Genomic DNA, 18,020 nt, shown 5'->3' with positions numbered 1-18,020 from the left:
CCTGTCGGTTGCCGGACCGTCAGGTACCGGGCAGCCGGGCCGATCGACCGGCTGCCGGACCGTCAGCCGGTGGTCCACCACACCGTGGTGTCCGCCGGCAGCTTCGCCTCGCCGTCCTGCGACAGGGTCAGCTCGCCGCTGGCGAGGAGCACACGACCGTACGCCCGGACGGTCACCGCCTCGGTGCCGGTGTTCGCGGTGCAGGTGAACTCGCCGCGGCGGAAGACGAGTACGCCCTCTGGAGCCTTCAGCCAGCTCACCGAGTCGCCCGCGCCGAGGTCGGACCGCTCACGCCGGACGGCGATCGCCTCCCGGTACAGCTCCAGGGTGGAGCCCGCCGCGCCGGTCTGCGCCTCGATGCTCAGCTCGGCCCACTCGGCGGGCTGCGGCAGCCAGCTGCCCCCGCTTCCGAAGCCGTACGAGGAGCCCTCCCGGGTCCACGGGATCGGCACCCGGCAGCCGTCACGGAAGCCGTCCTGGCCCGCGCCCCGGAAGTACGCGGGGTCCTGGCGCACCTCGTCCGGCAGGTCCACGACGTCCGGCAGGCCGAGCTCCTCGCCCTGGTAGAGGTACGCGGAGCCTGGTAGCGCCAGCATCAGGAGCGTCGCCGCGCGGGCCCGGCGCAGGCCGAGCGCGCGGTCGCCCGCGGTGCGGATCTGGGTGCCGAGCCCCGCCTCGTTGGCGAAGCGCGTGGCGTGCCGGGTCACGTCGTGGTTGGACAGCACCCAGGTGGCGGGGGCACCGACCGGGCGCATCGCGTCCAGCGTGCGGTCGATGCAGGAGCGCAGCTCGTCCGCGTCCCAATGGGTGCTCAGGTACTGGAAGTTGAAGGCCTGGTGCAGCTCGTCGGGGCGCACGTAGTTGGCGGTGCGCTCGATGGTCGGCGTCCACGCCTCGGCGACGAAGATGCGCTCGCCCGAGTACTCGTCGAGAATCGTGCGCCACTGCCGGTAGACCTCGTGCACGCCGTCCTGGTCGAAGAACGGCATGACATCGTTGCCCAGCAGCTTCAGCTGCTCGTGGGATCCCAGGTCCGGCAGCCCTTCCGCCTTCACCAGCCCGTGTGCCACGTCGATGCGGAAGCCGTCGACGCCCATGTCGAGCCAGAACCGCAGGATGGAGCGGAACTCGTCGCCGACGGCGGGGTGTTCCCAGTTGAAGTCGGGCTGCTCGGGCGCGAAGAGGTGCAGGTACCACTCGCCGTCCGGTACGCGCGTCCAGGCGGGGCCGCCGAAGATGGACTCCCAGTCGTTGGGCGGGAGTTCGCCGTTCTCGCCCTTGCCGGGGCGGAAGTGGTAGCGGTCCCGCAGCGGGGAACCGGCCCCCTCCGCGAGCGCTCGCCTGAACCACTCGTACTGGTCCGAGGAGTGGTTGGGAACGAGGTCGACGATGATCCGCAGGCCCAGCCGGTGGGCGTCGCGGATCAGGGCGTCGGCGTCCAGCAGATTGCCGAACATGGGGTCGACGGCCCGGTAGTCCGCCACGTCGTAGCCGGCGTCGGCCTGCGGCGAGGCGTAGAAGGGGCTCAGCCACACGGCGTCCACGCCGAGGTCGCGCAGATAGGGAAGTCTGGAACGTACGCCCTCCAGGTCGCCCATGCCGTCGCCGTCACTGTCGGCGAAGCTGCGCGGATAGACCTGGTAGATCACCGCGTCGCGCCACCAGTCGCGGTGCGTGGCGACGGTGGCGAGGGCGGCGGTCGGTGCCTGGTCGGCGGAGTGCTGGCTCATGGCGTCCTTGGTGCGGAGTTCGGGTCATGGGCGTGTGCGGTGGGGCGGGTGAACGAGGCGGCCGCGGTGACGGCGGGGTCTGGCGGTCCCCCGGCCGGAGGCTGGGGGAGCCACCGCGGCCGCCACCCGCGCGACTTGGCACGCGGGAGTCACTGAGAGGCGGGCGTCAGCCCTTCGTGCCGCCGGCGGTGAGCCCGGCCACCAGGTTCTTCTGCACAAGGTAGAAGAAAGCGGAGACGGGTATCGCGACGAGCACCGCGGTGGCGGCCATCAGGTTGCGCTGCGCGTCGTGCTCGCTGACGAAGCTCTGCAGGCCGACGGCGAACGTGTACTTGGTGTCGGACAGCATGAACGTCGAGGCGAAGGCGACCTCGCCGAAGGCGGTGATGAAGCTGTAGAAGGCGGCAACCGCCAGACCCGGCTTGGCGAGCGGCAGGATCAGCCGCGCGAAGGTGCCGAAAGGGCTCAGTCCGTCGACGCGTCCCGCCTCGTCGATCTCGAAGGGGATCGTGTCGAAGTAGCCCTTGAGCAGCCAGGCACAGTACGGCACGGCCGTCGAGCAGTAGACGAGGATGAGGCCGAAGTAGTTGTCGATGAGCTGGAGTTCGGAAAGGATCTCGTACATCGGCACCATCAGTACGGCGACCGGGAACATCTGGGTGACGAGCAGGACCCACATGAACTTGCGGTAGCCGGGGAAGCGCATGCGGGAGACCGCGTAGCCGGTGGTCGCGGCGACCAGCACACCGATGAAGGTGGTGCCGAGCGACACGACGAGCGTGCTCCACAGCCAGTCGAAGAACGGCGTGTGCCGCAACACGAACGAGTAGTTGTCGAACGTCATCTTGCCGAAGATGCGCCCGGGGTGCAGGTAGTCGTCCTTGTCCGGACCGAGGGACAGATACACCAGCCAGGCGATCGGGAACAGCGCGATCAGGCTGGCGACGGTCAGGATGCCGTGCGAGGTGATCGTCCCGGCGAGGCTGTTCTCGCCGCGCCGCCGCGGCCTGCGGCCCGGCTTCGCGTCCGTGGGGGCCTGGTCCGCCGAGGCGGAACTCTGCAGTGTGGTGGTGCTCATGGGGGCTCCTGCCTCAGTTCGCGAGCTGCTGCTCATTGCGGGCCAGCCAGCGGCGGTAGACGGAGGTGAAGACGACGAGGATGGACAGCAGCAGCACGCCGTAGGCGGCCGACTGCGCGTAGTCGCGCGGCTGTTGGCCGAAGCCCAGGTAGTAGGCCCAGGTGACGAGGATCTGCGCGTCCGGGGCGGTGTCGCCGAACAGCAGGAAGATGACGGCGAACTGGTTGAAGGTCCAGATGACGCCGAGGAGTACGACGGTGGAGCTGACCGGCCGCAGCCCCGGCAGTGTCACGTGCCGGAAGCGCTGCCAGGCGTTGGCACCGTCCATCTCGGAGGCCTCGTACAGGGTCGAGTCGATGGACTGCAGACCGCCGAGCAGCGAGACCATCATGAACGGCACACCGCACCAGGTGTTGACCATGATGGCGGAGGTGCGCTGCCAGAAGGTCTCCTCCAGCCACAGCGGCGACGGCAGATGCAGCGCGTCGAGGGCGGAGTTGATGATGCCGGAGTCGGCGAGCATGAAGCGCCAGCCGAAGACCGTGACGAAGGTGGGCACCGCCCACGGCAGGACCAGGATCAGCCGGTAGAAGGTGCGGCCGCGCAGCTTCTGGTTGAGCAGCAGGGCGAGGCCGAGGCCGATGGCGTAGTGCAGCAGGACGCACAGCGCCGTCCACACGATCGTCCAGATGAAGTGCGACCAGAAGCGGTCGTAGGAGGTCGGGCCCCACAGGATGTCGGCGTAGTTGTCCAGGCCGATGAACTTGTAGGTGGCGTCGATGTGGTTGACGCCGATCTGGCGGGCCGAGTTGAGGCTGTTGGCGTCCGTGAACGTCAGATAGATGCCCCGCACCAGCGGGTAGAGCACCAGCGCGCCGAGCACGACGACCACCGGGGCGATCATCGCGTACGCGTACCAGAACTTCTGGTACCCGTGCTTGAGGCGCTGGAGCGGCCCGGGGCGCGGCCCTCGTTCACCGCGGCGCTTGCCGGTCGCGCGGTCGATGACGACTGTCATGGTTCGACACCTTCTGGAAGATCAGGGGTTGGGCGCACGCGGGCCGGTGGCCGTCGGATCCGTGCCCCGGTGACGGGCGGATCCGACGGCCACGACGGTCACTTGCTGAAGTCGGGGACCAGCTTGGCGATCGCGGTCGCCGCGTTGCCCAGCCCCTTGTCCAGCGATTCGTTGCCTGCCGCCACCTTGTTCAGCTCGGTGTCGAGCGGGCCCCACAGCGAGCTGTACTCGGGCAGCGCCGGGCGCGGCTGGGCGGCGGAGAGCACCGTCTGGTAGCCGGCGATGCCCGGGTCGGCCTTGACCTCGGCGGTGTAGGCGTCGTCGCGGGTCGGCAGCGTGGAGTTCTTCAGGGCGATCGTCTCCTGGGAGGCCGCCGAGGTCATGAACTTCAGGAACTTCAGGGACGCTTCCTGGTGGGCCTTGTCCGAGCCCGCGTAGACCGACAGGTTGTGGCCGCCGGTCGGGGCGCCCGCCTTGCCGCTGGAGCCGGCCGGGACGCTGACGATGCCCAGGTTGGCCTTGTCCTTGAAGGCCGAGCCCTTGTAGAAGTTCGTGATCTCCCAGGGTCCCTGGATGATCGAGGCGACCTTGCCGCTGACGAACGCCTCCTGGATGTGGGCGTACGCGTCGACGGTGGTGTCGGCCTTGTGCAGACCGTCGCCCTTGAACAGGCCTTCCCAGGTCTCGTAACCCTTCACCGCGGCGGCCGAGTTGACGGTGATCTTCTTGGCGTCGGCGTCGACCGTGTCGGTGCCCTCGCCGTAGAGGAAGGACTGCGCGTAGTACGCCTGGGTCGAGCCCCAGTAGCCGTCGACACCGGTCTTCTTCTTGATCGCGGCGGCGGCGGTCCTCAGCTCGGCCCAGGTGGTGGGGGCCTCGACGCCGGCCTGCTCGAAGACCTTCTTGTTGTAGACCAGCGCGAGCGTGTCGGTGACCAGCGGTACGCCGTACGTCTTGCCGTCGTACTTGGCCTGCTCGATCAGGCTGGGCTGGAACTTGCCCTGGTCCGCGAGGGCCTCGGTGCCGTCCAGCGGCAGGAAGTAGCCCTTCTTCGCGAAGGCGGGGGTCCAGCCGACCTCGGAACGCAGCACGTCCGGGGCGCCGCTGGCACCGGCGGCCGTGTCGAACTTGTTCTGTGCCTGGTCGAAGGGGACGTTGACGTACTTGACCTTGACGTCGGAGTTGGCCTTCTCGAACTCCTTGACCAGGGCCTGGTACGTCGGTGCCTCATTGGTGGCGTTGGAGGTGTCCCACCAGGTGATGGTGGTGGGGCCGTCCGACTTGTCGCTGCCGCTGTCACTGCCGCCGCAGGCCGTCGCCGCGAGGGCGATGGACGCCACCAGCGCGGTGGCCGCTATGCCACGCCGCATGAGATCTCCTTGAGGGTGAAAGCCCGAGTGGTTGAGGCAGCGGTCCCGCCCGCTGCCCTTGCCGACTTGCCGACTGCGCCGTTGCGTCCGCCGGGCGACGTGAACGTAACAGCGTTGTAAGCGCCGCGAAAGGCCTTGCAGCAAAAAAGTGCAAGGACTGCCGAGAGTTACGTGCCCGTGACCTCCGTCCGGCCCCTGAAAACCCCTGCACAAGGCCGCTCAGCGGACATCGGGCGCGCTGTGCAAGACTCTGCAAGCTCTTGCCACGCCTGCCGGGTACGGGGATCATCGCCCCGTCAGCGCCTTGCGGGAGCCACCCCTTCCCGCGGCGCACGCCCGGGACGCCGAGCCGACCACTACACGAGGGAGCGCGATGACGCAGCAGCCCGGAGCGGGCCGTTCAACCGCCCGCACACGGCGTCCGGTTGGTGGGCAAGGCGAGAACAGGCCGGTACAGTCCACTCCCGTGACCACACGGCTTGCCGACATCGCGGCTCAGGCAGGTGTCAGCGAGGCGACCGTCAGCCGCGTCCTGAACGGGAAGCCGGGCGTCGCGGCGACCACCCGCCAGACCGTTCTGGCCGCGCTCGACGTCCTCGGCTACGAGCGCCCCGTACGACTCCGGCAACGCAGCGAGGGCCTGGTGGGCCTGATCACGCCGGAGCTGGAGAACCCGATATTTCCCGCCCTCGCGCAGGTCATCGGCCAGGCGCTGACCCGGCAGGGCTACACACCGGTCCTCGCGACCCAGACCCCGGGCGGCTCCACCGAGGACGAGCTGACGGAGATGCTGGTGGACCGGGGGGTCGCCGGCATCATCTTCGTCTCGGGCCTGCACGCCGACACCTCCGCGGACATGCAGCGCTACGACCAGTTGCGCGCCCAGGGTGTCCCGTTCGTCCTCGTGGACGGTTTCTCGCCGAAGGTCCAGGCGCCGTTCATCTCGCCCGACGACCGCGCGGCGATGGCCCTGGCCGTCACCCACCTCGTCTCCCTCGGCCACACCCACATCGGGCTCGCGCTCGGCCCCAAGCGGTTCGTGCCGGTGCAGCGCAAGATCGAGGGCTTCATACGCACGATGCAGGATCTGCTGGGCCTGACCTCCGCCGACATCGAGGAGCGGCTCGTCCAGCACTCGCTGTACACGCTGGAGGGCGGTCAGGCGGCGGCCTCCGCACTCATGGACCGCGACTGTACGGCCGTGGTGTGTGCCAGCGACATGATGGCGCTCGGCGCGATCAGGGCGGCCCGGCAGCGTGGTCTGGACGTCCCGAAGGACGTCTCGGTCGTCGGCTTCGACGACTCCCCCCTCATAGCCTTCACCGACCCGCCGCTCACGACGGTCCGCAAGCCGGTGCCCGCCATGGGGCAGGCGGCGGTACGGACGTTGCTGGAGGAGATCGGCGGGACGCCCGCGCCGCACAGCGAGTTCGTGTTCATGCCCGAGCTGGTGGTGCGCGGTTCGACCGCTTCGGCCCCCGGAGACCGGAATCGTCCGTGATCCTCCCTGGGGAGGAGCCCGTACGGCACCGGTTGGAGTCCTCTGGTCGTAGAACATGCGACGCGGACCCGACCAAGGGATGATCTGTGAGGGAAGGCTTTTCTGGCAGACTCTGTCCCTATGGGTGAGACAACCGTGACGACACTGCAAGGCCGGGAGCAGACTGCTTCGCAGCCCGTCGCGGAGGACAAAGCGGGGCTGCGTTTCCTGCGTCGGCTGCGGACCCCGCGGCGCCCCCGCTTCTGGTTCGAAATCCTGCTCATCGCGGTCAGTTACTGGACCTACTCGCTGATCCGGAACACTGTCCCGGAGCAGCGCGGCCAGGCGCTGCGCAACGCCGACTGGATCTGGCGCACGGAGCACCAACTCGGTCTCGCCTTCGAGGAATCCGTCAACCACGCCGTGAACTCGGTGACTTGGCTGATCATCGGCATGAACTACTACTACGCGACACTGCACTTCGTGGTGACGCTGGGTGTTCTGGTGTGGCTGTTCCGCAGCCATCCCGGCCGGTACGCGGCGATCCGCCTCGCGCTCTTCGCGACCACGGCGGTGGCCCTCGTCGGCTACTACTTCTACCCGCTGGCGCCGCCCCGCCTGATGAACGGCAACAGCTTCGTCGACACCGTGCTGGTCCACCAGACCTGGGGTTCCATGGCCTCCGGCGACCTCAAGCACATGTCCAACCAGTACGCCGCGATGCCGTCCATGCACATCGGCTGGTCCCTGTGGTGCGGCCTCACCGTCTTCGCCCTGGCCTCCGCCCCCTGGGCCCGCGTCCTGGGCCTCCTCTACCCGACGGCCACCCTGGTGGTCATCGTCGCCACCGCCAACCACTTCTGGCTCGACGCGGTGGGCGGCATGCTCTGCCTGGCCTTCGGTTTCACGGTGGCCCGGCTCTGGTACGGAGCGCTGCCGTACGCGCTGCCGCGATGGGTACCGGGCTCACGCAAGGCGCCCCCGCTGCCGGCCGAGGCCTGACAGCAGGCCGCCGGGCCCCTTTCCGGTCACTCCCGGGTCTCGCTCGCGCGGGCGGCGTGCCGCAGCGAGTCGATCAGCCCCTGCAGAGCCGGCTGCTGCGGGGCACTCTCCCGTACGGCCACGTAGATCGCCCGCCGCGGCTCGGGAGAACGCACCTTGCGGATGACGACCTCCGGATGGAGACCCCCGAGCCCGAGACGCGGAATCAGGCTGACCCCCAGCCCGGCCGCCACGAACCCCTGGGCGGTCACGTAGTCCTCGCTCTCGACCACGAAACCGGGCCTGAACCCGGCCGCGGCGCAGGCGTCGAGCTGGGCGTCGAGACAGGTCCCGGGCCACTCGCTGCCGACCCACGGCTCATCGGCGAGGTCGGTCAGCTCCAGCGAGCGCTTTCCGGCGAGCCGGTGCCCCTTTGGCAGCACGGCACGGTAGGGATCGTCGAGCAGATGTACCAGCCGTACGCCCTCGGGCCCGCCGGAGTCATGGGGCGGCCGCACGACAAGCGCCAGGTCGGCCCGCCCCTCCTTCACGTCGGGCAGCGGATCCTCGGGATCGATGAGCTTCAACTCGACCTGCACACCGGGGTGTTCGGACCGGAACCGGGCGATGGCCGGAGCCACGAGCGCGGCCCCCGCGGTGGCGAAGTAGCGCACCGCGAGCCGCCCCGTGCGCCCGGCCCGCAGATCCCCGAGCGCGGTCTCCGCCTCGGCGACCTGCCGCCCGATCACACCGGCGTACTCGGACAGCAGGAGCCCCGCCGCGGTGGGCCGCACCCCACGCCCCACCCGCTCCAGCAGCTCGACCCCGGCCTGCTTCTCCAGGGCGGCGATCTGCTGACTGACGGCGGACGGCGTGTACCCGAGATCAGCCGCGGCAGCGGTGACCGAGCCGCACCCCACCACAGCCGACAGGACCTGCATACGCCTCACATCGAGCATGCAGCCAAGCTTAACAGTGCATGCAGCACTCTTCACTTGTCCTCAAAGGTTTCTTCCGGGACCGTAGACCCATGCCAAGCTTCCGCTCCCTCGCCTCGCCGCTCCGCATGGCCACTCTGGCCCTCCTGTGGGGCTCGGGCTTCCTGTGGATCAAACTGGCCCTGAACCACGGCCTGTCCCCCGCGCACATCACGATCACGCGCTGCGCCCTGGGCACGGCGGTCCTCCTGATCCTGGCCCGCAGGGCGAAGCAGCACCTCCCCCGCTCCCGCGTGATCTGGGGCCACCTGGTCGTCGCGGCGCTCTTCTGCAACGCCATACCCTTCGCCCTCTTCGCCATCGGCGAGCAGACGGTCGACTCCGGCATCGCGGGCGTCCTGAGCGCGACGACCCCCCTCTGGGCCCTCCTCATAGGCTTCCTCCTCGGCACCGACCGAGGCCTCCACCCCCTCCGCCTGACCGGCCTCCTCCTGGGCTTCGCCGGCGTACTCCTGATCTTCGCCCCCTGGCACCAGGAGGGCCTGGCCAGCTGGGGAGCCCTCGCCCTCCTTGCCGCCGCCGCGAGCTACGCCATCGCCTTCGCCTACATGGCCCGCCACCTCACCACCCAGGGCGCTCCCCTGGCCGTATCGGCGGCCCAACTCCTCACCGCCACCGCCTGGAGCACCCTGGCCCTCCCCACCGGAGGCTCCTTCGGCGAGGCCGACGCCACCGCCCTGATCGCCGTGACCATCCTCGGCATCTTCGCCACCGGCATCACCTTCTACCTCAACTACCGCATGATCGCCGACGAGGGCCCCACCAGCGCCGCCACCGTCGGCTACCTGCTCCCCGTGGTCTCCGTAGCCCTGGGCGCCCTCGTCCTGGACGAACAGATCGGCCTACGAGTAGTCGCAGGCATGGCGGTAGTCCTGACAGGCGTAGCCCTGTCCCGCAAAAAGCCGAAGGCACAGCCCCAGGACGCGACCACGGACCCCCGTACAGCCGCAGCCCGCCCATAGGCCAGAAAGACCGCAACCCCAATGCCTGACCGCCGCCCCCACGGCCTGATCGCCGCCCACCGGCGGGAGGGGCCGGGGGCCGGTACATCACATGCCCGTCGCGTACGTTCGCGTCACCGGACGGTCCCCATGCCCGCCCGACGTCTGATCCGGCGGCGACGGGCGGATGTACCGGCCCCCGGCCCCGACCCACCCACCCACCGGCGACAGCCACCAAGCCGAACCCGGGTCCCGGCGTCACCCCCCGTAGAACAGCTCGTCCACCACAGCCCGAGCCCGCCGCGTGATCCGCCGGTAGTCGTCGAGCATGTCCCCGCTGTGACTCCCGGCCCCCTGCCGACGCGAGTCCCCCGCCCCGTACCCCAAGTACCGCCCCACCGCGGCCAGTTCCCGCCCGTCGGACGGAAACGTATCCCCGGCCCGCCCCCGCACCAGCATCACCGCGTTCCGCACCCGCGTGGCCAACACCCACGCCTCGTCCAGGATCGCCGCGTCCTCCCCGCCCAGCAGCCCCGCAGCACAGGCCGCCGCCAACGCCTCCCGCGTGCGGGTGGTCCGCAGCCCCGGCTCCGCCCACCCGTGCCGAAGCTGGATCAACTGCACGGTCCACTCGACGTCGGATAGCCCGCCCCGCCCGAGCTTGGTGTGCAGCGTGGGATCGGCCCCACGCGGCATCCGCTCCGACTCCATCCGGGCCTTCAGCCGCCGGATCTCCCGTGCGGCATCGTCCCCGAGCCCTTCCGCCGGATACCGCAGCGGATCGATCAGCTCGATGAACCGGCGCCCCAGGTCCTCGTCCCCCGCAACGACTTCGGCCCGCAGCAAGGCCTGCGACTCCCACACCAGCGACCAGCGCCGGTAGTACGCCTCATAGGAGTTGAGCGTCCGTACGAGCGGCCCGGTCTTCCCCTCGGGCCGCAGATCGGCGTCGATCAGCAGCGGCGGATCGGCACTCGGCATCTGCAGCAGCCGACGCATCTCGGAGACGACGGCGTTGGCGGCCCGGGACGCCTCCTGCTCATCGACCCCGTCCCGGGGCTCGTGCACGAACAGCACGTCGGCATCGGACCCGTAGCCCAGCTCGTGCCCTCCGAAGCGCCCCATGCCGATGACGGCGAACCGTGTGGGCAGCGTCTCCCCCCACCCTCCCCCGCCCTCGGCCTCGCTCGATCGGGAGGACCCCCATCGCACCGCGGCCCGCAGCGCCCCCGCGATGGTCGCCGCCGTCAGGTCGGACACGGCTCCGCCGACGAGGTCCACCAGCGCGCCCTGGTCGGTGACGGCCGGGTGCTCCTCGGTGCCGTAGGAGGCGACGATGTCCGTCGCCGCCGTACGGAACAGCTCCCGGCGGCGCACTCCACGCACCGCCGTGATGGCCTGCTCGCCGCCGGCGGCCCGCCCCACGGCTGAGAGGATCTCCTGCTCCAGATGGGCGCGGGGCCGCGGTCCGAGCCCGCCTCTGCCACCGTCCCCGTCGCCGAGCACCGCGACCGCCTCGGGGGCGCGCATCAGCAGGTCGGGGGCGAGCCGCCCGGCGGACAGCACCCGCGCCAGGTTCTCGGCGGCGGCGCCCTCGTCCCTCAACAGCCGGAGATACCAGGGGGTCTTGCCCAACGCGTCGGACACCTTGCGGAAGTTGAGCAACCCGGCGTCGGGGTCGGCGGAATCCGCGAACCACCCCAGCAGCACGGGCAGCAATGTCCGCTGAATCGCCGCCTTGCGCGAAACCCCGGAGGCCAGCGCCTCCAGGTGCCGCAGCGCCGCCGCGGGATCGGCGTACCCGAGCGCGACCAGCCGCTCCCGGGCCGCGTCCGCACTCAACCGCGTCTCTCCCGGCGCGAGTTGGGCGACAGCGTCGAGCAGCGGCCGGTAGAAGAGCTTCTCGTGCAGGCGTCGTACGACGGCGGCGTGCCGCTTCCATTCGCGGTTCAGCTCGACGACCGGATCGGCGCGCAGGCCCAACGACCGCCCGATGCGCCGCAGATCGGCGTCCTCCTCGGGCACCAGGTGGGTCCGCCGCAGCCGGTAGAGCTGTATCCGGTGCTCCATGGACCGCAGGAACCGGTACGCCTCGTCGAGCTGCACGGCGTCGGCGCGGCCCACGTACCCACCGGCGGCCAGCGCCTTCAGCGCGTCAAGGGTGGTCCCGCTCCTGAGCGACGTATCGGCCCGCCCGTGCACCAACTGGAGCAACTGCACGGCGAATTCGACATCTCTGAGCCCTCCGGGCCCGAGCTTCAGCTCACGCTCGACCTCGGCGACGGGGATGTTCTCCACCACCCGCCGCCGCATCTTCTGCACGTCGGGGACGAAGTTCTCGCGCTCGGCGGCGTGCCAGACGAGGGGTGCGAGCGTGGCGACGTACTCGTCGCCGAGCTCGATGTCCCCGGCCACCGGCCGTGCCTTGAGGAGCGCCTGGAACTCCCAGGTCTTGGCCCAGCGTTGGTAGTACGCGAGGTGGCTGCTGAGGGTCCGCACGAGCGGACCGTTCCTGCCCTCGGGCCGCAGGTTCGCGTCGACGGGCCAGATGCTGCCCTCGACGGTGGTCTCGGAACAGATCCGCATCAGATGCGAGGCGAGCCTGCTGGCGGCCTGCATGGCCTTACCCTCGTCGGCCCCCTCCACCGCCTCCCCGACGAAGATGACATCGACGTCGGACACGTAGTTGAGCTCGTGGCCACCGCACTTGCCCATCGCGACGACGGCGAGCCGGCACTGCGCGGCGTCGTCGGGCGCGGCGGCGTGCGCGATGGCGAGCGCCGCACGCAGGGTCGCCGTCGCGAGGTCGGCGAGCTCGGCGGCGGTCTGCGCGAGATCGGTCGTGCCGCACACGTCACGCGCGGCGATGGACAGCAGGCAGCGCCGGTAGGAAACCCTCAGGGACACCGGATCCGTCGCCGAGGCGAGCCCTCGCTCGAACTCCTCCACCCCGGGGTGCAGGTCCCGCGGCTCGTACGTCACGAGCGCCTGCCAGTCCAGCGGGTGCCGGGCGAGATGGTCGCCGAGCGCGGCGGAGGCGCCGAGCACGCCGAGCAGCCGGTCCCGCAGGGGCTTCGCCGCGATGAGCGTGTCGAGCAGTTCCCGCTGCGCCGGGCTGCCGTCCTGCGCCTCGACGAGCCTTACGAGCCCGAGCAGCGCCAGATCCGGGTCTGCGGTGGCTCCCAGCGCGTCCAGGAGCACCGGGTCGGCCTTTATGGGCGCCAGCTCCACGCTCTCCAGCAGCCGCTCGGCGGCCGACGGATCGGTGAAACCGTGCCGCAGCAGCCGCGTGAAGGTACTGCTCCTGCGCCCCGGCACCGTCATGCCCGGCCCTCCTGTCGGATCAAGGTCGTACGATCCCGAGCGTAACCGCAGACCTGGCCGGAAGCGCCGGGCCGGGCACCACGACCGGCGCCGATGATTCCGCCCCGCGTCGGGGGTCTCTTCTCCAGCGGAACCATGTCGAACACGGCGAACCCATGCCGAACCCGGAGGAAGCCCATGATGATCGGCGTCTGGAAGGACGGGGCGCTGCGGGGGTCCCCGGGTACCTCAAAAAAAGCTCGGCGCGCAGGAGCGCAAGGCGCACAACCTCGCCGGGAACTCGCGGGTCGTCCTCACCACGGGCACCAACACCCGGGTCCTCGCTGTGGCGCCCCGCACGGTTTTCGGATTCGGTAAGGGTGAGCCGCGTTCAGCCAGACACGCGGGCGGTTCGAGTGTTCCCGTAGATCCAGTAGATCCAGTACATGACGCCGTACGACAAAGGAGTCGTCCCATGGATATGACCCTCGAAGTGATCCTGCTGCCGGTCACCGATGTGAACCGGGCCAAGGAGTTCTACCGGGACAAGGTCGGCTTCCACGTCGACCTCGACGGCGAGGTGATGGAGGGCGTGCGGATCGTGCAGCTGACGCCGCCCGGGTCCGGGTGTTCCATCGCCCTCGTCGACGGCCTCCCGATCCCGACGGGGACACCGCAGCCGGGGACGTACCACGGCATGCAGCTGTGCGTGGAGGACGCCAAGGCGGCGTACGAGGAGCTGAAGGGCCGCGGCCTCGACGTCAGCGAGCCGCAGGCCTACTCCCCGCAGGACGGCGCCACCTTCATGTACTTCAAGGACCCGGACGGCAACGGCTGGGCGATCCAGGAGTACCGCCAGCGCGCGACCCGCCCCCTGCACCAGCTGCTCGCCGAACTTGCGGCCGAGCGTCAGTAGTCCACCACCGGGAGGCGACACTGGAAGCCGCGGCGCGTCGGCGCCGCGGCTTCGTGACAGCGGGGGACGAGGTTCCTTGAGCACAGCTTCCGGCGGGGCCGGACTCACCGAGTCCCACCTCACTCACCAGCTCACCGACCTGGGACTGGAGGCGGGGTCCGTCCTCCTGGTGCACGCCTCCCTGCGCTCCCTCGGCAAGGTCGAGGGAGGAGCGGTCACCGTCCTCCGCGCACTGCGCCGCGCTCTCGGCCCCGACGGCACGGTGATCGTGCCCACCTTCACCTCGGACAACTCCGACACGTCGGCCGCCCACCGCGAACGGGTCCGCGGCCTGAGCGACGAGGCCAGAGCCGCCTTCCGCCGGCACATGCCCCCCTTCGACCCGGCGACCACTCCCTCGACCGGCATGGGCGTCCTGGCCGAGACGATCCGCCTCCACCCGGAATCCCTGCGCAGCGCCCACCCCCAGACGTCCTTCGCCGCCCTCGGCCCCCGAGCCGTGAAGGTCACCGCCGACCACAGCCCCGACTGCCACCTGGGCGAGCAGTCGCCCCTGGCCCGGCTCTACGACCTCCGAGCCCACATCCTGCTCCTCGGCGTCACCTTCGACAGCTGCACCGCCTTCCACCTGGGCGAATACCGCCTGGACTCCCCTCCTCGCCGGTCCTACCGATGCGTGATCCACCGTGACGGCCGACGCCAGTGGTGGCAGTACGACGACGTCGCCCTGGACGACAGCGACTTCGCCGCACTGGGCACGGACTTCGAACACGCGGACCCGGCGGCGGTGCGGGTCGGCACAGTGGGGACGGCCCGGTGCCGCCTGCTGAATCTCGTGAACGCCGTCGACCACGCCCAGGACTGGTTCCCCACGCACCGCGGACACCGCGCCGCCGACCGCTAGGGGGTGTCGTTTGGATCAGCCCCGGCCCCGGAAACGCCAAGGGCCGACGGTCAACGACCGTCGGCCCCACACACTGCCCGAGCAGCGGCCCTACAGCACCGGCAGGTTCTTCCGCAGCTCGAACGCCGTGACCTCGCTGCGGTACTCCTCCCACTCCGACTTCTTGTTGCGGAGGAAGAAGTCGAAGACGTGTTCGCCGAGGGTTTCGGCGACGAGTTCGCTGCGTTCCATGAGGGAGAGGGCCTCGCCGAGGTTCTGGGGCAGGGGCTCGATGCCCATGGCGCGGCGCTCGGCGTCGGTGAGGGCCCAGACGTCGTCGTCGGCGCCCGGGGGGAGCTCGTAGCCCTCCTCGATGCCCTTCAGACCGGCGGCGAGGAGCATCGCGTAGGCGAGGTACGGGTTCGCGCCGGAGTCGAGGGAGCGGACCTCGACGCGCGCCGAGCCGGTCTTGCCGGGCTTGTACATCGGGACGCGGACGAGGGCGGAGCGGTTGTTGTGGCCCCAGCAGATGTACGAGGGGGCCTCGCCGCCGGCGCCCGCGGTGCGCTCCGAGCCGCCCCAGATGCGCTTGTAGGAGTTGACCCACTGGTTGGTGACCGCGGAGATCTCCGCGGCGTGCTTCAGCAGGCCCGCGATGAAGGAGCGGCCGACCTTGGAGAGCTGGTACTCGGAGCCGGACTCGTAGAAGGCGTTGCGGTCGCCCTCGAAGAGGGAGAGGTGCGTGTGCATGCCGGAGCCGGGGTGCTCGGAGAACGGCTTCGGCATGAAGGTGGCCTGGATGCCCTGCTCCAGCGCGACCTGCTTCATGACCAGGCGGAACGTCATGATGTTGTCCGCCGTGGACAGCGCGTCGGCGTACCGCAGGTCGATCTCCTGCTGGCCGGGCGCGCCCTCGTGGTGGGAGAACTCGACGGAGATGCCCATCGACTCCAGCATGGTGATCGCCTGGCGGCGGAAGTCCATGCCGACGTTCTGCGGGGTGTGGTCGAAGTAGCCGGAGTTGTCCGCGGGGGTGGGCCGCGTTCCGTCCAGCGGGCGGTCCTTCAGCAGGAAGAACTCGATCTCCGGGTGGGTGTAGAAGGTGAAGCCCAGGTCGGAGGTCTTGGTGAGGGTGCGCTTGAGGACGTAGCGCGGGTCCGCGAAGGACGGGGAGCCGTCCGGCATCAGGATGTCGCAGAACATCCGGGCCGTGCCCGGGGCCTCCGCGCGCCACGGCAGGACCTGGAAGGTCGAGGGGTCCGGCTTGGCGATCATGTCGGACTCGTATACACGGGCGAAGCCCTCGATCGCCGATCCGTCGAAGCCGATGCCCTCGTCAAAGGCCTGTTCGAGCTCCGCCGGGGCCACGGCCACCGACTTGAGGAAGCCGAGTACGTCCGTGAACCACAGGCGTACGAACCGGATGTCACGCTCCTCCAGTGTCCGGAGCACGAACTCCTGCTGCTTGTCCATCTTCCGCTTCCACCCATCCTTGCTGGTCAGGCCGCCTGCTCCCACGCCTCGGGGACGGTCGTGGCACCTGACCATCCCACCACAACAGCATTTCATGCGCGTTGCCGACCTTGATCGGCCGGCCGACCGGGGTCTTAACGCCTCGCGTACGGCAGGTGTCCCGCGCCGATCCCGCGCCGCCGCCCATCTTGCCTGCTGGGGGGCTCGTCCGTAATGGGCGGCAGCACTCCCACTACGATCAGTTTTCTCGACCGTCCCCCACGTGTAAGGACTCTCGCCATGGGTTCCGAGAAGAACACCAGAAACGCCTCGCGGAAGGCGCGCATAGCGGAGATGCGCCGCGCCGAGCAGTCCCGTGAGCGGCGCAACCGGCTTCTCTCGATCACCCTCGGCGTGGTCATCGTCGCGGCGCTCGGCCTGGGCGGTTACGCGCTCGTCCAGTCGCAGTCCGGCAAGGACGACACGGCGAGCGACTCCAAGGGGGCGAAGGGCCGTTTCGTCGCCGGCTCGGACGGGGTGAAGACGTGGAGCGCCAAGCTCTCCCAGACGCACGTCAGCAAGACCGTGAACTATCCGATGGAGCCCCCGGTAGGCGGTGACCACAACGCGGTCTGGATGAACTGCAACGGTGACGTCTACACCAAGGCGATCAACAACATGAACGCCGTGCACTCCCTGGAGCACGGCGCGGTCTGGGTCACGTACAACAGCAAGGCCGCCGACGCCGACGTGCGGGCGCTCGCGGAGAAGGTCAAGAAGACCCCGTACACGCTGATGAGCCCCGTCGAGGACCAGAAGGACCCGATCATGCTCAGCGCGTGGGGCAAGCAGCGCACGGTGACGAGCGCGAGCGACGCGAACGTGGGCAAGTTCTTCGAGTCGTACGTGCAGGGCGAGCAGACGCCGGAGCCGGGCGCCGCCTGCACCGGCGGCCTGGCGAAGTGAACCGGCCGAGCCGGACCGAACGGACCGAACGGACCGAACGGACTGGACGGACTGGACGGACTGGACGGATGAAGCAGATCGGGTGGATCTCGGGGGCCGCGGCGGCGGTGCTCGTCGCGGCCGGGGGGATCACGTACGCGGTCGCCGACGGCTCCGGTGGTGACTCCTCGGTGGAGATTCCCGCCGCCGACTCCGCGGACGCGGGGTTCGCCCGGGACATGGCCGTCCATCACCAGCAGGCCGTCGAGATGTCGTACATCGTGCGGGACCGCACCAAGAACGTGGAGGTACGGCGGCTCGCGTACGACATCGCGCAGACGCAGGCCAACCAGCGGGGCATGCTGCTCGGCTGGCTCGATCTGTGGGGTCTGCCGAAGGTGTCGTCGGACGGGCCCATGGCGTGGATGGGCATGGCCGGCATGGCCTCCGGTGAGGACGGTGAGCTGATGCCCGGGATGGCGACCAACACCGAGCTGACGAAGCTGAACACGCTGAGCGGCGAGCAGGCGGAGGTCCTCTACCTCCAGCTGATGACCGAACACCACGAGGGCGGGATCCACATGGCCGAGGGCTGCGTGCGGAAGTGCGAGGTCGGCGTGGAGCGCAGGCTCGCCACCGGCATGGTCCAGGCGCAGCAGTCGGAGATCGACCTGATGGCGGATCTGCTCAAGGCACGTGGGGCAAAGGCGCGTTGATGGGAACAAGGCGCGCGTAACTCCCGAATCCCCCGCGGATACGGTTCCTTGGGCTCTTCTTGGCCCACCCATTGACCGCCCATTCCCCTGGCATGGACGGTTCATCGCAAGAGTGACCCCTGCGTGATCCATTCCCTGTGCACCCATATGGCACGGGGAGTTCACGGATCACCGACCGAACCACTACATGCGACGAACCGCATCGCAGG

General features: G+C 69.7%; 14 protein-coding genes. 7 read left to right on the top strand and 7 right to left on the bottom strand.

Annotation, left to right across the window (positions count from 1 at the left end; genetic code table 11):
- Positions 1-62 precede the first annotated feature (62 nt).
- The 4 genes from ACIBLC_RS24825 to ACIBLC_RS24810 all read right to left on the bottom strand — a co-directional run bounded on the left by ACIBLC_RS24825 (position 63) and on the right by ACIBLC_RS24810 (position 5,196).
- Positions 63-1,730 carry a glycoside hydrolase family 13 protein gene (locus ACIBLC_RS24825; RefSeq protein ID WP_399213359.1) on the bottom strand — a complete coding sequence of 556 codons (1,668 nt, stop codon included), beginning with the start codon at positions 1,728-1,730 and terminating at the stop codon, positions 63-65.
- Positions 1,731-1,896: 166 nt separating this feature from the next.
- Complete coding sequence (locus ACIBLC_RS24820; protein WP_399213358.1) at positions 1,897-2,808, bottom strand: sugar ABC transporter permease; 912 nt, start codon at positions 2,806-2,808, stop codon at positions 1,897-1,899.
- Between the two features lie 13 nt (positions 2,809-2,821).
- Entirely contained in the window at positions 2,822-3,826 is a 1,005-nt protein-coding gene (locus ACIBLC_RS24815) for a carbohydrate ABC transporter permease (RefSeq protein ID WP_399213357.1), read from the bottom strand.
- 98 nt (positions 3,827-3,924) lie between these two features.
- Positions 3,925-5,196, bottom strand: a complete 1,272-nt coding sequence (locus ACIBLC_RS24810) for an extracellular solute-binding protein (protein ID WP_399213356.1) — start codon at positions 5,194-5,196, stop codon at positions 3,925-3,927.
- A 466-nt stretch (positions 5,197-5,662) separates the two neighbouring features.
- On the opposite strand from ACIBLC_RS24810, the gene ACIBLC_RS24805 reads away from it, so the two are divergent.
- Together ACIBLC_RS24805 and ACIBLC_RS24800 are read left to right on the top strand one after the other, a co-directional pair.
- Positions 5,663-6,697: a LacI family DNA-binding transcriptional regulator gene (locus ACIBLC_RS24805; protein WP_399213355.1), complete on the top strand. Its 1,035-nt coding sequence runs from the start codon at positions 5,663-5,665 to the stop codon at positions 6,695-6,697.
- A 120-nt stretch (positions 6,698-6,817) separates the two neighbouring features.
- Positions 6,818-7,678: a phosphatase PAP2 family protein gene (locus ACIBLC_RS24800; RefSeq protein WP_399213354.1), complete on the top strand. Its 861-nt coding sequence runs from the start codon at positions 6,818-6,820 to the stop codon at positions 7,676-7,678.
- Positions 7,679-7,704: 26 nt separating this feature from the next.
- On the opposite strand, the gene ACIBLC_RS24795 is transcribed toward ACIBLC_RS24800, so the two are convergent.
- Positions 7,705-8,616, bottom strand: a complete 912-nt coding sequence (locus ACIBLC_RS24795; protein ID WP_399213353.1) for a LysR family transcriptional regulator — start codon at positions 8,614-8,616, stop codon at positions 7,705-7,707.
- A 107-nt stretch (positions 8,617-8,723) separates the two neighbouring features.
- Here ACIBLC_RS24795 and ACIBLC_RS24790 point away from each other — a divergent pair, with 107 nt between their 5' ends.
- Positions 8,724-9,617 (top strand): DMT family transporter, encoded by an 894-nt coding sequence (locus ACIBLC_RS24790; RefSeq protein ID WP_399213433.1) that lies wholly within the window; start codon positions 8,724-8,726, stop codon positions 9,615-9,617.
- A 237-nt stretch (positions 9,618-9,854) separates the two neighbouring features.
- Here the strand turns inward: ACIBLC_RS24790 and ACIBLC_RS24785 are convergent, their stop codons facing one another.
- Complete coding sequence (locus ACIBLC_RS24785; protein WP_399213352.1) at positions 9,855-12,920, bottom strand: bifunctional [glutamine synthetase] adenylyltransferase/[glutamine synthetase]-adenylyl-L-tyrosine phosphorylase; 3,066 nt, start codon at positions 12,918-12,920, stop codon at positions 9,855-9,857.
- A gap of 454 nt (positions 12,921-13,374) precedes the next feature.
- On the opposite strand from ACIBLC_RS24785, the gene ACIBLC_RS24780 reads away from it, so the two are divergent.
- Both ACIBLC_RS24780 and ACIBLC_RS24775 read left to right on the top strand, forming a co-directional pair.
- Positions 13,375-13,815: a VOC family protein gene (locus ACIBLC_RS24780; protein WP_399213351.1), complete on the top strand. Its 441-nt coding sequence runs from the start codon at positions 13,375-13,377 to the stop codon at positions 13,813-13,815.
- 76 nt (positions 13,816-13,891) lie between these two features.
- A complete protein-coding gene (locus tag ACIBLC_RS24775) occupies positions 13,892-14,719 on the top strand; it encodes an aminoglycoside N(3)-acetyltransferase (RefSeq protein WP_399213350.1) in 828 nt (275 codons plus the stop codon).
- 90 nt (positions 14,720-14,809) lie between these two features.
- On the opposite strand, the gene ACIBLC_RS24770 is transcribed toward ACIBLC_RS24775, so the two are convergent.
- Complete coding sequence (locus ACIBLC_RS24770) at positions 14,810-16,171, bottom strand: glutamine synthetase family protein (protein WP_399213349.1); 1,362 nt, start codon at positions 16,169-16,171, stop codon at positions 14,810-14,812.
- 279 nt (positions 16,172-16,450) lie between these two features.
- Between ACIBLC_RS24770 and ACIBLC_RS24765 the strand changes: the two genes are divergently transcribed.
- Together ACIBLC_RS24765 and ACIBLC_RS24760 are read left to right on the top strand one after the other, a co-directional pair.
- Positions 16,451-17,116, top strand: coding sequence for a DUF3105 domain-containing protein (locus ACIBLC_RS24765; RefSeq protein ID WP_399213348.1), 666 nt, complete (start codon positions 16,451-16,453; stop codon positions 17,114-17,116).
- 68 nt (positions 17,117-17,184) lie between these two features.
- Entirely contained in the window at positions 17,185-17,811 is a 627-nt protein-coding gene (locus ACIBLC_RS24760) for a DUF305 domain-containing protein (RefSeq protein WP_399213347.1), read from the top strand.
- Positions 17,812-18,020: the final 209 nt, after the last annotated feature.

It is taken from the genome of Streptomyces sp. NPDC050535 (genome assembly GCF_044457665.1).
GTDB lineage: Bacteria > Actinomycetota > Actinomycetes > Streptomycetales > Streptomycetaceae > Streptomyces.
Note: the sequence above shows the minus strand (reverse complement) of the source record. Positions and strands in the feature narration are given on the sequence as shown.

Bases quoted from the DNA above. Each gene is read 5' to 3' on its own strand.
- ACIBLC_RS24760 (WP_399213347.1), top strand. From the start codon at position 17,185: ATGAAGCAGATCGGGTGGATCTCGGGGGCCGCGGCGGCGGTGCTCGTC.
- ACIBLC_RS24795 (WP_399213353.1), bottom strand. From the start codon at position 8,616: ATGCTCGATGTGAGGCGTATGCAGGTCCTGTCGGCTGTGGTGGGGTGC.
- ACIBLC_RS24800 (WP_399213354.1), top strand. From the start codon at position 6,818: ATGGGTGAGACAACCGTGACGACACTGCAAGGCCGGGAGCAGACTGCT.
- ACIBLC_RS24790 (WP_399213433.1), top strand. From the start codon at position 8,724: ATGGCCACTCTGGCCCTCCTGTGGGGCTCGGGCTTCCTGTGGATCAAA.
- ACIBLC_RS24820 (WP_399213358.1), bottom strand. From the start codon at position 2,808: ATGAGCACCACCACACTGCAGAGTTCCGCCTCGGCGGACCAGGCCCCC.
- ACIBLC_RS24815 (WP_399213357.1), bottom strand. From the start codon at position 3,826: ATGACAGTCGTCATCGACCGCGCGACCGGCAAGCGCCGCGGTGAACGA.
- ACIBLC_RS24810 (WP_399213356.1), bottom strand. From the start codon at position 5,196: ATGCGGCGTGGCATAGCGGCCACCGCGCTGGTGGCGTCCATCGCCCTC.
- ACIBLC_RS24770 (WP_399213349.1), bottom strand. From the start codon at position 16,171: ATGGACAAGCAGCAGGAGTTCGTGCTCCGGACACTGGAGGAGCGTGAC.
- ACIBLC_RS24780 (WP_399213351.1), top strand. From the start codon at position 13,375: ATGGATATGACCCTCGAAGTGATCCTGCTGCCGGTCACCGATGTGAAC.
- ACIBLC_RS24785 (WP_399213352.1), bottom strand. From the start codon at position 12,920: ATGACGGTGCCGGGGCGCAGGAGCAGTACCTTCACGCGGCTGCTGCGG.
- ACIBLC_RS24825 (WP_399213359.1), bottom strand. From the start codon at position 1,730: ATGAGCCAGCACTCCGCCGACCAGGCACCGACCGCCGCCCTCGCCACC.
- ACIBLC_RS24765 (WP_399213348.1), top strand. From the start codon at position 16,451: ATGGGTTCCGAGAAGAACACCAGAAACGCCTCGCGGAAGGCGCGCATA.